General features: G+C 62.5%; 10 protein-coding genes. 8 read left to right on the top strand and 2 right to left on the bottom strand.

The features are described 5' to 3' along the window. The first annotated feature begins 4 nt into the window (after positions 1-4). The 3 genes from AP428_RS17135 to AP428_RS35360 all read left to right on the top strand — a co-directional run bounded on the left by AP428_RS17135 (position 5) and on the right by AP428_RS35360 (position 5920). Positions 5-4489, top strand: coding sequence for a DUF6531 domain-containing protein (locus AP428_RS17135; protein ID WP_011547150.1), 4485 nt, complete (start codon positions 5-7; stop codon positions 4487-4489). A 107-nt stretch (positions 4490-4596) separates the two neighbouring features. Continuing rightward, positions 4597-4986 carry an SMI1/KNR4 family protein gene (locus tag AP428_RS35355; protein ID WP_226292313.1) on the top strand — a complete coding sequence of 130 codons (390 nt, stop codon included), beginning with the start codon at positions 4597-4599 and terminating at the stop codon, positions 4984-4986. Positions 4987-5479: 493 nt separating this feature from the next. Further along, positions 5480-5920 carry a hypothetical protein gene (locus AP428_RS35360; protein WP_226292312.1) on the top strand — a complete coding sequence of 147 codons (441 nt, stop codon included), beginning with the start codon at positions 5480-5482 and terminating at the stop codon, positions 5918-5920. 156 nt (positions 5921-6076) lie between these two features. On the opposite strand, the gene AP428_RS35365 is transcribed toward AP428_RS35360, so the two are convergent. After that, positions 6077-6730: a hypothetical protein gene (locus AP428_RS35365; RefSeq protein ID WP_011547153.1), complete on the bottom strand. Its 654-nt coding sequence runs from the start codon at positions 6728-6730 to the stop codon at positions 6077-6079. 785 nt (positions 6731-7515) lie between these two features. Between AP428_RS35365 and AP428_RS17145 the strand changes: the two genes are divergently transcribed. From AP428_RS17145 to AP428_RS17165, 5 genes are all read left to right on the top strand, one after another. Then, complete coding sequence (locus AP428_RS17145) at positions 7516-8634, top strand: branched-chain amino acid ABC transporter substrate-binding protein (RefSeq protein WP_006480712.1); 1119 nt, start codon at positions 7516-7518, stop codon at positions 8632-8634. A gap of 183 nt (positions 8635-8817) precedes the next feature. Further along, positions 8818-9744, top strand: coding sequence for a high-affinity branched-chain amino acid ABC transporter permease LivH (livH, locus tag AP428_RS17150; RefSeq protein ID WP_012339584.1), 927 nt, complete (start codon positions 8818-8820; stop codon positions 9742-9744). Between the two features lie 11 nt (positions 9745-9755). Beyond that, a complete protein-coding gene (locus tag AP428_RS17155; protein WP_006480714.1) occupies positions 9756-11027 on the top strand; it encodes a high-affinity branched-chain amino acid ABC transporter permease LivM in 1272 nt (423 codons plus the stop codon). Further along, positions 11024-11797 carry a high-affinity branched-chain amino acid ABC transporter ATP-binding protein LivG gene (livG, locus tag AP428_RS17160; RefSeq protein WP_006480715.1) on the top strand — a complete coding sequence of 258 codons (774 nt, stop codon included), beginning with the start codon at positions 11024-11026 and terminating at the stop codon, positions 11795-11797. The genes AP428_RS17155 and livG overlap by 4 nt, the downstream gene beginning before the upstream one ends. Beyond that, positions 11797-12498, top strand: coding sequence for an ABC transporter ATP-binding protein (locus AP428_RS17165; RefSeq protein ID WP_011694813.1), 702 nt, complete (start codon positions 11797-11799; stop codon positions 12496-12498). Before livG ends, AP428_RS17165 begins: the two co-directional genes overlap by 1 nt. 93 nt (positions 12499-12591) lie before the next feature. Here AP428_RS17165 and AP428_RS17170 read toward each other — a convergent pair whose 3' ends face one another. Next, positions 12592-13443 (bottom strand): LysR substrate-binding domain-containing protein, encoded by an 852-nt coding sequence (locus AP428_RS17170; protein ID WP_011547156.1) that lies wholly within the window; start codon positions 13441-13443, stop codon positions 12592-12594. Between the last annotated feature and the right edge of the window lie 72 nt (positions 13444-13515).

The following is a 13515-nucleotide window of genomic DNA, read 5'->3' on the forward strand; positions in this document are numbered from 1 at the left end:
CGCAATGTCGGACACGCCGAACTACAACGAGCCGAGCGGCAGCGCCCAGGAGCGTCTCGATCAGATCGCCGGGCTGGAGGACGGTGAAGCCGCGAAAGCGGCCGAGCAGCCGTTTTACGAGCACCTCAACTACGGGATGCTCGGCGCCGATGCGGGCCTGACCGCCGTCGAGGGGACGGCCGCCGGGCTGGGTGCCGCCGGTACGGCGCTCGCGGGTGGGGCGACCGGCGGGGCGGCACTGGGCGCGGGCGCGATTGCGGCGGGCACCGTCATGCTTCCGCTGGCGATTGCGGTCGGCGGTGCGTGGGCGCTCGACAAGGTTGGCGTGACCGGCTGGCTATCGAAGGAATTCACGCAGGTTGGCGACGCGCTCGGCCTCACGATCGGTCGCGGCGATCCGCACCCCGCCTGCATTGGCGATCGGATCGCGCACTCGTCGGGTTTTATGGGGATTCTCGCCGGCATTGCCGTGGGAGTCGCGATTGGCGTGGCAGTGGCGGCGACCGTGGCAACCGGTGGACTCGCCGGCGCGCTGATCGTCGGCGCGTGCATGGCGGGCGGCCTGACGCTGGGGAGTGCGCTCGCGTCGGCGAGCCAGAGCATGGGCAGCAACTGTGGCGAGATCGTCACCGGTTCGAGCAACGTGTACTTCGAAGGCAAGAAGGTGGCGCGTGTCACGGACCTGGTGAAATGCGATCACCATTCCGGCGTGCCGCAGGCACTCGTCGACGGCAGCAAGACCGTGTTCGTCAACGGTCTGCCGCTGGTGCGGATCGGCCACGAAACGCACTGTAGCGGCAAGGTCAATTCGGGGCGCAACAGCATCTGGATCGACAAGACGACTGGACACTACGGTCCGAAGAACCCGGAGTTGTCCGCGACTCAGGAATTCCTGGCGGGTTTGCTCGGCGGGATCGTAGGAGGCGGAGTCGGAAAATTTGCCGGCAAGGGGCTGCGGGGGTTGCGCGAAAAATTCAAGCCTGAGCCCACCCGATCCGCGGAACAGAAGGGCATCAAGGACGAGAACCGGCCGACGTGCAAGGACCCGGTTGATCCGGTGTCCGGCGAAATGCTCGAGATCCGTACGGATCTCGTCATTCCCGGCATCCTGCCTCTCGAGTTCAAGCGACGCTATCGGACTCGATCGGACGACCATGGATTGCTCGGTCACCGCTGGTCGGACAACTGGTCGCAACAACTGACGTTCGATGGCGGCCGCTTCGTGAGATTCCACGACGGCGCCGGCCTGGTGATCGGCTTTGACGCGCCGGATATGGCGCTCAACGGCATCAACCTGCGCGAGCCGCGCTATCGGCTGGTCGGAAGCCGGCTCGAACCGCGCATCTTCGATCGCGATACGCGGCAACTACGTATTTTCGCGCCGCTCGTCGATGGGCGTTCGTCTCGCCTCGAACGGATCGAGGACCTCGACGGTAACGCAATCGTTCTCTCGTACGATATTGCCGGCCGTTTGAGTGGTATGGCCCATAGCGACGGCTATCGGCTCGAGATTGTTTGTCACGGGCGCGACCGACGGCTGGAACGGATCGTTCTTCACGATGCGGACGGCGGTTCCCGGACACTCGTGGACTACGACTACCAGAACAGCATGCTTACCCACGTGGCGAGCTTCCAGTTTGGCCAGTTCTACTACGCGTATGACGAACACGGCTGGATGACCCAGTGGCGGGATACGGACCAGACCGACGTTCGATATCGGTACGACACCGCTGGTCGTGTCGTCGAGACCGGCACGCAGCAGGGTTATCACACAGGTCGGTTCATCTACGAGGCCGGTCGCACACGGGTGATCGATGTCGACGGAGAATGGACCTATGACTATAACGATGAAGGTCTCGTAACGGCCGAAACCGATCCGCTCGGCCATTGCACTCGCTCCGAATGGGAGCTTGGTCGCTTGATGGCCCGGATCGATCCGCTGGGTCGACGGACGGACTATCGATACGACGAGCGTGGTCAACTGACTTCGGTCGTCGAAAGCTCGGGGAGGATGGTCGAGTTCGACTATGACGACGAGCAGCGCCTTACCGGCACGCGTTTGCCGAACGGCGGCCGGATCAGGCTCGAGTATGACCATCTGTATCGATTGATTGCTCGCACCGAGCCGGACGGCAACAGAACTGCCTATCGCTACGGCCCCCGAGGCGAACTGCTGCGGGTGGTTCAGGGTGATCGCGAGACGCGCCTGGACTACGATGACCGGTTGCGGCTGACCGACATCGAGTTGCCGACAGGTGCGCGCTTCAGGCGCAGGATAGACGTACTGGGTCGGCTGCTGGAGGAGACGTCGCCCGATGGGCACGTGACGCGTTACGACTATGCTGACGGCCCGGCAAATCCGCGCGGTCTGCTGAGCGCGATCACGCGCCCCGATGGCTCGGTGTCGAGGGCGCGATATAACAGCGAGAGCCTGCCCGTCGAGTGGATCGATCCGCTCGGACGTACGATCCGGCGAACCTATGGCCCGTTCGATTTGCTTACGGCGTCGATCGACGCGGCCGGTCATGCAACGCGTTTCGAGTACGACCATGCCACCCGGCTGACGAAGGTCATCAATGCTCTGGGAGAGACTTACACGTACCGCTACGACGCGGCCGGGCGTCTCGCGGCCGAGATCGACTGGGGCGGCCGCGCGACTCGATATGAGCGCGATGCCGTCGGCCGCCTGCTGGCGAAGACACTGCCCGACGGTGGCCAGTGGCGCTATACGTACGATGCATCCGACCGGCTCGTCGAGATCGATGCCGGCGACGTGAAGCTTGCTTACCGCTACGATGCGAGCGGACGACTGGCGTCGGCGGAGGTCCAGGGCGAGCACGTTCACGTGACGCGCTTTGCCTACGACAGGAATGGCCGCTTGATCGGAGAAGATCAGCATGGCGAACTGTTGAGGCACGTCTACGACGCGGACGGCCAGCGGAGCCTTCGGCTGACGCCTCGGCGGGAGACGGCCTATGCCTATGATGCATTGGGTGCGCTCACGCAGGTCGCCGGGCTGACGATCCGGCGCGATGGCTTAGGGCGCGAGATCGGGCGGCAGGCGGGAGATTTTGTCGCGCAGCAACAGTACGATGCGCTCGGCCGTATACGCCGGCAGATTGCAGGGCCTGCCGTAGCCTTCGATGCGTTGCAAGCCGATCCGGCCCGGGCGCTCGAGCAATTGACGCGGCAGGTCTATCACTACGACGCAGCCGGACAACTGGAGCGAGTGGACACCGGCGCGGATACGCTCACCTACCAGCGCGATGAGCGCGGCCAGATCATCTCCGCAGAAAGTCTGCTGCAGCCAAGCGAGCACTTCCGCTATGACGCTGTGATGAACATTGCCGCGCACGGGCAACGGGCACCTGTGGATGCCCACCACTATCGCCGCGGAGGTCTGCCGGAACAGGTTGGCTACGCACGCTATCAATACGATGCACGTGGCCGCACGATCGAGAAGACGGTCGAACAGCCGGGGTTCAGGCCGAAAACGTGGCAATACACGTGGGATGGCCTCAATCGGCTCGTGAAGGTCGTTACGCCCGAGCGCGGTGTTTGGGCGTATCGCTATGACGCTTTCAATCGCCGGATCGAGAAGCAGCAAGTCGGCGGCCGTGAAACGGTGAGGTTCCTGTGGGACGGTCCGATGCTTGCCGAGCGCTGGATCGAGCAGCGGGATGGTACGACGGGCCAAGTCGTGACCTGGCATATCGAGCCGGGCAGTTTCTCGCCGCTCGCGCAGGAGACCGACAGCGGTATCTTTTCAATTCTGACGGACCAGGTCGGTTTGCCAAAGGCGGCGTTCGACGAACATGGCACGACTGTGTGGAAGGGGGCGTACTCGCTGTGGGGGAAACCGCTGCCGGCCAGACGAGCAGCGAACGATGCGCAGGGCGCGGCAATTTCAATCGATACGACGTTGCGTTTTCCCGGTCAATGGGCCGACGACGAGACGGGACTGTGCTACAACCTGAATCGATACTACGATCCAGATTCAGGGCAGTATCTTAGTTGCGATCCGATTGGCCTTGAAGGTGGATTTAGAACGCAAGGCTATGTGCACGCGCCAGACGCGTGGGTTGATCCGCTGGGATTGAGCGGCTGCGAGGACGTTAAAGAGTACGATGTTGTTCCATATCGACCAAGCAATTCGCCTTTAGAAAACCACCATGGAGTACTCGATGTATGGATGGCCAAGAATGTTCCAGATTACGGTGGGAAATATCCGATTAAATCGCCAACAATTGCTTTGTCCGCTGAGTCGCATGCTGCGACAAAGGCTGCGTACCGAGATTGGTTGACTATGAAAACCGGGCGCCCAGTTGGTGGAAAAGTTGATTGGGAAGCCGTAAGCAATCGAGAAATGCAGGCGCTGTCCGAGCAAATGTTTGATGCTGCAAAAGTTCCGCAGGCGAGCAGGGATGCGTACTACAGGGCGTTGAATCAGTATTTGTACACGGGTGAGTTTGATCCGGTGAAATTTTAGAGGGACATATGAGGTCGATTAAGGAAATTGTCGAGATCATAAGATCCGATGGTAGATGCCAAGTGTTGCCGGCGAGCGGAAAGCTACCGCAGCTGCCACATGCCGACATGGCATATCCGAATGATATGGTCGAATTCTACAATCTTTGCGGTGGTGTGATTTTGTTCAGACCCGGGAAAGATAATATTTCTTTCAAGATATTACCTGCCGGTGATGTGTTGCAAACCAATATGATCATTGTGGGTGATCCGTGTGAGGACGATATTTCTTTTTCGTGGTATGCAATCTGTAAAACAGACAACGGTGACTACATATCCATTGATACCTCCAAGGAAAGGAATGGAAGATGTTACGATAGTAATTTCGAAGTTCATGGTGTAGTTGGGAGTTGTCCAATAATAGCGTTAAGTTTTTCTGAGTTGCTTGATGAGCTATATAAAAGTTCGGGGGCTGATATTTTTTGGAAAGCGAAGGATTACGGCGACGCTTACGCGTGATGTTAGGAAGAGTATTCAATAAGTTTTCTGAAAACGTCTATTTGGTAGTCAAAGCCTATACACGTTTGGCGTGATAGCGAGTTGGCCCTGTTCGTGTCGCGATCTCGAAGAATATTTTCATCAGGCCGATGTCTTTTTGAAGTGCGGATTTTTATTTTTCGGGTGTCGATTTTGATGGTCTCAAGGCGGTCAACGGCTATCTTGCCCACGTTGCGGACGACGCGGTGCTAGTCAGTGTCCCGACACAGCTGCGCAAGCAACGCGCGTGGCTGAGCCAGTGCCTGCCTTGCGGGCAATAAATCTGCGGGGACGTTTGGGCTGTGCGCGAAGCGGGTGGCGCGAACTGGATCGCCGACCGGATTTGACCGATATGGTTTATTGATCGAACTGTTCGACGGACGCACGGCAGTCGCCATGATCATCGGTTCTTTGGCGCAATCGAATCGTGACGTGGCGACTGGAGTGCTCTGGTTGATAAATGAGTGTGATAGCCGTGGATCAAGATATTGAGAGCATGCTTCGGCGTTATCGTGATCGGGACATTGATTTGCGGCAACTGCGCGTGTGGTTAGGCAACGAAAGCGCGCGTGTCGAGGCACAAATTCCGCGAGGTCAATTGCAGAAGTTGAAGCGAGGGAGCGAAGCGCAGGGCAATGGGGTGATCGCGCAGTTGCTTCCTGCATGCGACTACTGTCTCGGGATTGGTTCGCCCGAGCAATTCGTATCGCGCCAAGAGTATCAGCAGTATTCGCAACGTCGCGACGTTGCCGTTACCAATGGAGTTCTCGCGGAAATTGTTCCGCCGCCTTTTGATTCCGAGGGGCAGGGGGCGGCAGGCGCTGCAACGTATTATCGCTGCACTCGGTGTCATTCGATTTGGGTATTCGTGGAACCGGAGAGGGCGGAAAACGGCTCGTGGGATAGAGTTATCTAGAGCTACTCATCGCGCGGATCGAGATTGAGTCTGGCGAGCGTGATCATCCCGCAGCTGCAAGCGCAACGCCGACAGAGGCGACCGCGCTGCGCAACGTCGCGCAGCGCGCCGGACAGGGTAGACAGCCCTAAGCGGCAGCTACCCCAAAACCCCACCTCACCAAGCAATATCGCAAGACGACCGCGACGTCCCCGCACCACCGGTAGCCGTGCACTTCGTCCCCGATCCATTGTCATAAAACGTCCGCGTCTCGGGCTGCGGCACCGACGGATCGAACGGATTCGGCGCCCCATGCGGACCGCGCGGCGCATCGTACGGCCGCTGCGGTGCATACGAACCGCCACTTCCAGCAGGCCGCGAGCCGTTCGCGCGCAGGTATTCATTCCAGTTCTGCTCGCGCTGCTCATACCCGGGCACTGCGCGACCCAGGCTATCGCTCCCGCCCGCGCCGAGCGCGACGCGGTTCGGCGGCAAGACGAAATCGGGTTCACGCCCGGAAGAAGCGGGCAGCGGCGCCACCAGCGCGTCGCTCGTCACCCGCAACGGCCGCGTATCCGGCGTATCGAACGGGCTACGTTCGGCAGGCGCAGCGAACTGCACCCGTCGGCGGCTCATCCGCGCCGCATGCCCGTCATCCCGAGCAGCCGCACGCCGCTCCGAGCGAAACACGTTCGCACCGGCCGACCGATCGGTCAGCGTATCGCGTCCCGAGGCATGGGCGGCAGAAACAGAAAGCGCGCACGCGATCGCGGCGGCGGAAGAGAGGCGGATGGGGCAATTCATGGGCGATCCGAAGCAGGTGATGTGCATTGAACAAAAACGGCAGATCACTGGCTGGCGGCTGAGCGACGAGGGGGCGTCGAAGCGGCCCTGAAGCGACTGCGAGGCGCGGCGAAGGCGACTTGCAGGGAGGCTGGCTGGATTGCAGAAGCGAGTTCGTATTATTTCACGGAAATATCAAAAAGCTTTCAAATTGTTTAGCTTCGTAGATAAACAGTAAGGATTGCCGCTTCACCGAGCGCCCCGTCATGGTGCGTGCTCACACAATCATCAGTCGATTGATTTCCAGCGACCAGGGCCCTTGGCAACCTAAAAAACGCATCACCGGGGAGTCTCCATCGCCGAACGCCAAGCCCAGCAAGGAACCCGCGCCGCCTTCTTGCCAAAATAGCAACCCGATTGCACTCGAAGCAAACGTTCTCGCCTCCCCGGGGTTGCGCCCCGATCGCCACCCACCTATCTCAAAAGCCTACGTGTTTTCCCTCGGTCGACAGGCATTTTTGACAGACGATTAAAAAACGCCCATATAATTTCGGTTGCCTTGCCAACGGCTGTCGGACCATCCCTCCGAACGAGCAGTTGGCAAGCGGGGCAGGCGAAACGCTTGCGCAATGCAAGACGCATCACGATGTCTTTCCGAACCAGACGTCCCCTTCGGGGACTGCAAGAGCCGGGCCCCGCTACGCAACATTCCGCTGGAGTTCCGTCTTCTATGTGTCTCGGGCGTGTCCCATGTCCTCGCCCCGGGTGCTGTTCGATTGCGCAAGTCATGCCGCCTTTGCCCGTATGACTAAACAACATCGAGGAGCTCCCAGATGACGCTGTCCCGTCTTACGTCCATTTCCGTCGCCGCCGTGCTGTTCGCCGCCGGCGCCGCCGCCGCGCAAGCGGAAACCGTGAAGATCGCCATCGCTGGTCCGATGAGCGGCTCGGTCGCCCAGTACGGCGACATGGTGAAGGCCGGCGCGCTGACCGCGATCGAACAGATCAACGCGGCCGGCGGTGCGGGCGGCAACAAGTTTGAAGTCGTGATGATGGACGACGCGTGCGAACCGAAGCAGGCCGTCGCCGTCGCCAACAAGATCGTCAGCCAGAAGATCAAGTACGTGATCGGCCACGTGTGCTCGGGCTCGACGATTCCCGCGTCGGACATCTACGAGAACGAAGGCATCGTGATGGTCACGCCGTCGGCCACCGCGCCGCAGCTGACGGAAGGCAAGAAGCGCCACTTCATCTTCCGCACGATCGGCCGTGACGACCAGCAAGGCCCGGCCGCCGCGCACTACATCATCAACAACGTGAAGCCGAAGAAGGTCGCGGTCCTGCACGACAAGCAGTCGTACGGCCAGGGCATCGCGTCGTCGGTGAAGAAGGACCTCGAAGCGGCGAAGATCCCGGTCGTGCTGTTCGAAGGCATCAATGCCGGCGATTCGGACTACTCGGCGATCATCACGAAGCTGAAGTCGCAAGGCGTCGATTTCGTCTACTTCGGCGGCTACCACCCGGAAATGGGCCTGCTGATGCGCCAGGCGCGCGAGCAGGGCGTGAAGGCGACCTTCATGGGGCCTGAAGGCGTGGGCAACAAGGACGTGACGGCGATCGCCGGCCCGGCTTCGGAAGGCATGCTGGTCACGCTGCCGGCCGACTTCTCGGCCGATCCGGCCAACGCGGCGCTCGTGAAGGCGTTCGCGGACAAGAAGCGCGACCCGAACGGCCCGTTCCAGATGCCGGCGTACGCCGCGGTGAAGATCATCGCCGACTCGATCGCGGGAGCGAAGACGACCGACCCGACGAAGGTCGCCGCGTACATGCACAAGACGACGTTCGACACGCCGATCGGCAAGGTCGCGTATGACGCACAGGGCGACCTGAAGGCGTTCAAGTTCGTCGTGTACACGTGGCACAAGGACGCGACGAAGACCGCCGCCAAGTAAGACGGAGTACCCGCCCGTGCGCCCGCCCTGTCCGAAACCCGGACGGGGCGGGTGCGTATTGGCCGCGCATTCCCCGTGCGCGGCCAAGGAGGGCGGCCCGAGACGACACCGTGCGTTGCGCGCGGCCGACCGCCGTGATCCGGCGACGGCATGCGACCCAATGCCAACGGGAGCTTCCCGCACATGACTGACTTCTTTCCTCAATTCGCCCAGCAGCTGGTCAACGGCCTGACGCTGGGTGCGATCTATGCGTTGATCGCCATCGGCTATTCGATGGTCTACGGCATCATCGGCATGATCAACTTCGCCCACGGCGAGATCTACATGATCGGCGCGTACGTGGGCCTCGTGACCCTGACGGCCATCGGCATCTCCGCCGGCTATCCGCTGCCGCTCGTGCTCGGCGCCGCGCTGATCGTGTCGGTGATCGTCACCGGCCTGTACGGCTTCGCGGTCGAGCGCGTCGCGTATCGGCCGCTGCGCGGCGGCCCGCGCCTCGTGCCGCTGATCTCCGCGATCGGCATGTCGATCTTCCTGCAGAACTACGTGCAGATCGGCCAGGGCGCGCGCGACGTGTCGGTGCCCGTGCTGATCTCCGGCGCGTTCGAAATCCATCTCGGCGGCGACTACGACGTGACGATTCCGTATGCGCGCCTGTTGATCGTCTGCGTGACGCTCGTGCTGATGATCGCGCTCACGCTGTTCATCTCGCATTCGCGGATGGGCCGTGCGTGCCGCGCGTGCGCCGAGGACATGAAGATGGCGAACCTGCTCGGCATCGACACGAACCGCGTGATCTCGTTCACGTTCGTGCTCGGCGCGATGCTGGCGGCCGTCGGCGGCGTGCTGATCGGGCTGACGATCGGCAAGCTGAATCCGTATATCGGCTTCGTCGCGGGCATCAAGGCGTTCACCGCCGCGGTGCTCGGCGGGATCGGCAGCATTCCGGGCGCGATGCTCGGCGGCGTGCTGCTGGGCCTGGCCGAAACCTTCGCCGCGGGCTACATGCCGGCCGAGTACAAGGACGTGGTCGCGTTCGGCCTGCTCGTGCTGATCCTGCTCTTCCGCCCGACCGGCCTGCTCGGCAAGTCGGACATCGAAAAGGTTTGAGGGAGACGCAGATGAGTCAAGTCATTTCCGTTCGCCGCCCGGCCGCCGACGCGTCGTTCGGCCAGGCGCTGAAGAACGCCGTGGCCGCCGCGATCCTGACGGCGATCCTCACGATTCCGGTGCTCGGGCTGCAACTGAAGCTCGATGGTTACCAGGTCGTGCTGACGCCGCATTGGCGCCCGGTGTGGATCGCGGTCGCGGCCGTGTTCCTGTTCCAGTTGTTCAAGCCGTGGCTGATGCGCGCGAAAGCGGCCGTGAAGCTGCCGGCGGCGCCGACGATGGGCGCGCAGCAACAGCGCGTGATCATCTGGGTGCTGCTCGCCGTTGGCCTCGTATGGCCGTTCTTCGGCTCGCGCGGCGCGGTGGACGTCGCGACGCTCGCGCTGATCTACGTGATCCTCGGCCTCGGGCTGAACATCGTGGTCGGTTTCGCGGGGCTGCTGGATCTCGGCTACGTCGGGTTCTACGCGGTCGGCGGCTATACGTACGCGATGCTGAACCAGTATTTCGGGTTGTCGTTCTGGGAGTGCTTGCCGATCGCGGCGATCGCCGCGGCGACGTTCGGCTTCCTGCTCGGCTTCCCGGTGCTGCGCCTGCGCGGCGACTATCTGGCGATCGTCACGCTCGGCTTCGGCGAAATCATCCGCCTGCTCGCGAACAACCTGACGAGCCTCACCGGCGGCCCGGACGGCATCTCGAGCATTCCGAAGCCGACGGTGTTCGGCTTCGAGATGGCGCGCTCGGCGAGCGTCGAAGGCGCGAAGACCTTCCATGAACTGATCGGGCTGGAATACAGCGGCGAGCACATGGTGATCTTCCTGTACCTGATCGCGCTGCTGCTGGTGGGCTTCACGCTGTTCGTGACGAGTCGCCTGATCCGCATGCCGATGGGGCGCGCATGGGAAGCGCTGCGCGACGACGAGATCGCATGCCGTTCGCTCGGCCTGAACCCGACGCGCATCAAGCTGTCGGCGTTCACGCTCGGCGCGGCGTTCGCGGGCATCGGCGGCGCGTTCTTCGCGGCGCGTCAGGGCCTCGTGAATCCTGAATCGTTCACCTTCATCGAATCGGCGCTGATCCTCGCGATCGTCGTGCTCGGCGGGATGGGCTCGCAGCTCGGCGTGATTCTCGCGGCGATCCTGCTGACCGTGCTGCCGGAGGTCGCGCGCGGGTTCGCCGAATACCGGATGCTGATCTTCGGTCTGGTGATGGTGTTGATGATGATGTGGCGTCCGCAGGGCCTGCTGCCCGCGAGCCGTCCCCACGTGGAGCTGCCGCAATGAGCGCGAATGCAGAACTGTTGAAGGTGGCCGGGCTGCAGATGCGCTTCGGCGGGTTGCTCGCGGTGGACGGCATCGATTTCGACGTGCGCCGCGACGAGGTGTTCGCGATCATCGGGCCGAACGGCGCGGGCAAGACCACGGTGTTCAACTGCGTCGGCGGCTTCTACAAGCCGACCGGCGGCGACGTGGTGCTCGACGGCCATGCGATCGCCGGGCTGCCGAGCCACAAGATCGCGTTGAAGGGCCTGGTGCGGACGTTCCAGAACATTCGCCTGTTCAAGTCGCTGACCGTGGTCGAGAACCTGCTCGTCGCGCAGCATCGCAAGGTGAAGGCGGGGCTGCTGCACGGCCTGTTCGCGACGCCCGCGTACCGTCACGCCGAGAAGGAAGCGCTCGAGCGCGCGGCCGTGTGGCTCGACCGGATGGGGCTGACGGCGGTCGCCAACCGGCCGGCCGGCACGCTGTCGTACGGGCACCAGCGGCGTCTGGAGATTGCGCGCTGCATGATCACCGAGCCGCGCCTCTTGATGCTCGACGAGCCGGCGGCCGGCCTCAACCCGCAGGAAAAGATCGAGCTGCAGCACCTGATCGACAAGCTGCGCCGTGAATTCGGCGTATCGGTGCTGCTGATCGAACACGACATGAGCCTCGTGATGGGCGTGTCCGACCGCATCCTCGTGATGGAGCACGGCCGGCCGATCGTGATCGGCACGCCGGAAGCGGTCCGCAACGACCCGCGCGTGATCAAGGCGTATCTGGGGGAAGAGTGATGCTGAAGCTGGAACAGGTCCATACGCACTACGGCGCGGTCGAAGCGCTCGCGGGCGTGTCGATCGAGGTGAACAAGGGCGAGATCGTCACGCTGATCGGCAGCAACGGCGCCGGCAAGACGACGCTGATGATGACCGTGTGCGGCACGCCGCGCGCGTCGTCGGGCCGCGTGCTGTTCGAGGGCAACGACATCACCGCGATGTCGACGCACCAGATCATGCGGCAGGGAATGGCGATCTCGCCGGAAGGGCGGCGCGTGTTCCCGAGCCTGACGGTGCTCGAGAACCTGAAGATGGGCGGCTTCTTCGCGAGCCGTCACGAGATCGACGACGGCATCGAGCACGTGTTCAAGCTGTTTCCGCGCTTGAAGGAGCGCGCGACGCAGCGGGCCGGCACGATGTCGGGCGGCGAGCAGCAGATGCTGGCGATCGGCCGTGCGCTGATGAGCAAGCCGCGTTTGCTGCTGCTCGACGAACCGACGCTCGGCCTCGCGCCGCTCGTGATCGCGCAGATCTTCGACATCATCCGCACGATCCGCGACGAAGGCGTCACGGTGTTCCTCGTCGAGCAGAACGCGAACAAGGCGCTCGGCGTGGCCGATCGCGGCTACGTGCTCGAAACGGGGCGCGTGGTGCTGGCCGACACGGGCGCGAACCTGCTCGCGAACGACCGCATCAAGCAGGCGTATCTCGGCGGTTGATCGACGGGAAGCCGCCGGCCTGCAACGGGCCGGCGGCAGTTTTTCCGGCGGTTCGTTTCTGCTTGCAAGGCCGGTTTCCCGGCCTTGTCTTCCCTATCCGATCCTGAACGTACTTTTCAATACGTCGCGCAGATGCAGCGCGGCGCGATTGCTGTCGTCCGTCAGCACCGTGATCAGGTGCGGCGGCAGATCGGGCAGCACGATGCCGGCGACATGGCTCGTCAGGTTGCCCGACACGCGATCGTGCTCGATCAGGCCGACCGCGAGCCCGTTCGCAATACACGCTTCGACCGCCGGCGAACTGGCGCTTTCGAGCAGCATCCGGTGCGCGATCTTCGCCTTCTTCAGCGCATTCAGCGCGGTATCGCGGTATGGGCAGCCCTGCAGTTGCACCGCGATCGGCAGCGGTGCATCGGGATTGAACTTGAAGGTGCGCGCGGCGACCCACACCGGATGGGTCTTGCTGAGCAGCTCGGCGTGCGGCAGCGCTTTCGGCACCACGGCGATCGTGATGTCGAGCTGGCCGCGCGCGAACAGCTGCTGCAACTCTTCGCTGGAGCGCGCTTCGACCGTCAGTTCGAGCAGCGGCCGGTCGGCGGCGAAGCGCGGCAGGAACTCCGCCATGAAATGCGCCGCGTAGGAATCGGGGATGCCGAGCCGCAGCTTGCCGGTCAGCATCTGCGGCGACAGCGATTCGACGAGCCGGTCGTGGCTCAACAGAAACTCGGTGGTGTCGCTCAGCAGCTTGTGGCCGAACTGCGTGAGTTCGACCGCCTGGTTGTTTCGCGTAAACAGCCGCTGCGCGACCATCTCTTCCAGCTTCTGAATCTGCGCGGTGACGGACGACGGGCTGCGGTTCACATGAACGGCCGCATCCTTGAAGCGGCCGAGCTTCGCGACGGCGTGGAAGGTACGCAGCAGGTCGACGTCCAGGGTACGCGGCATGATTTTGTTTTTCAGAATCAGTGATTCAGGTAATGTCGATTGACGGAATTATTGGGCATCCCTATTCTCGGG

Origin of the sequence: Burkholderia sp. E168m22 (assembly GCF_001319805.1) — a bacterium.
Taxonomy (GTDB): domain Bacteria; phylum Pseudomonadota; class Gammaproteobacteria; order Burkholderiales; family Burkholderiaceae; genus Burkholderia; species Burkholderia orbicola.

What these genes read in the sequence shown, in the direction of transcription:
- AP428_RS17135 (WP_011547150.1), top strand. Translation starts at nt 5, where the DNA reads ATGTCGGACACGCCGAACTACAACGAGCCGAGCGGCAGCGCCCAGGAG.
- AP428_RS35355 (WP_226292313.1), top strand. Translation starts at nt 4,597, where the DNA reads ATGGCATATCCGAATGATATGGTCGAATTCTACAATCTTTGCGGTGGT.
- AP428_RS35365 (WP_011547153.1), bottom strand. Translation starts at nt 6,730, where the DNA reads ATGCACATCACCTGCTTCGGATCGCCCATGAATTGCCCCATCCGCCTC.
- AP428_RS17145 (WP_006480712.1), top strand. Translation starts at nt 7,516, where the DNA reads ATGACGCTGTCCCGTCTTACGTCCATTTCCGTCGCCGCCGTGCTGTTC.
- livH (WP_012339584.1), top strand. Translation starts at nt 8,818, where the DNA reads ATGACTGACTTCTTTCCTCAATTCGCCCAGCAGCTGGTCAACGGCCTG.
- AP428_RS17155 (WP_006480714.1), top strand. Translation starts at nt 9,756, where the DNA reads ATGAGTCAAGTCATTTCCGTTCGCCGCCCGGCCGCCGACGCGTCGTTC.
- livG (WP_006480715.1), top strand. Translation starts at nt 11,024, where the DNA reads ATGAGCGCGAATGCAGAACTGTTGAAGGTGGCCGGGCTGCAGATGCGC.
- AP428_RS17165 (WP_011694813.1), top strand. Translation starts at nt 11,797, where the DNA reads ATGCTGAAGCTGGAACAGGTCCATACGCACTACGGCGCGGTCGAAGCG.
- AP428_RS17170 (WP_011547156.1), bottom strand. Translation starts at nt 13,443, where the DNA reads ATGCCGCGTACCCTGGACGTCGACCTGCTGCGTACCTTCCACGCCGTC.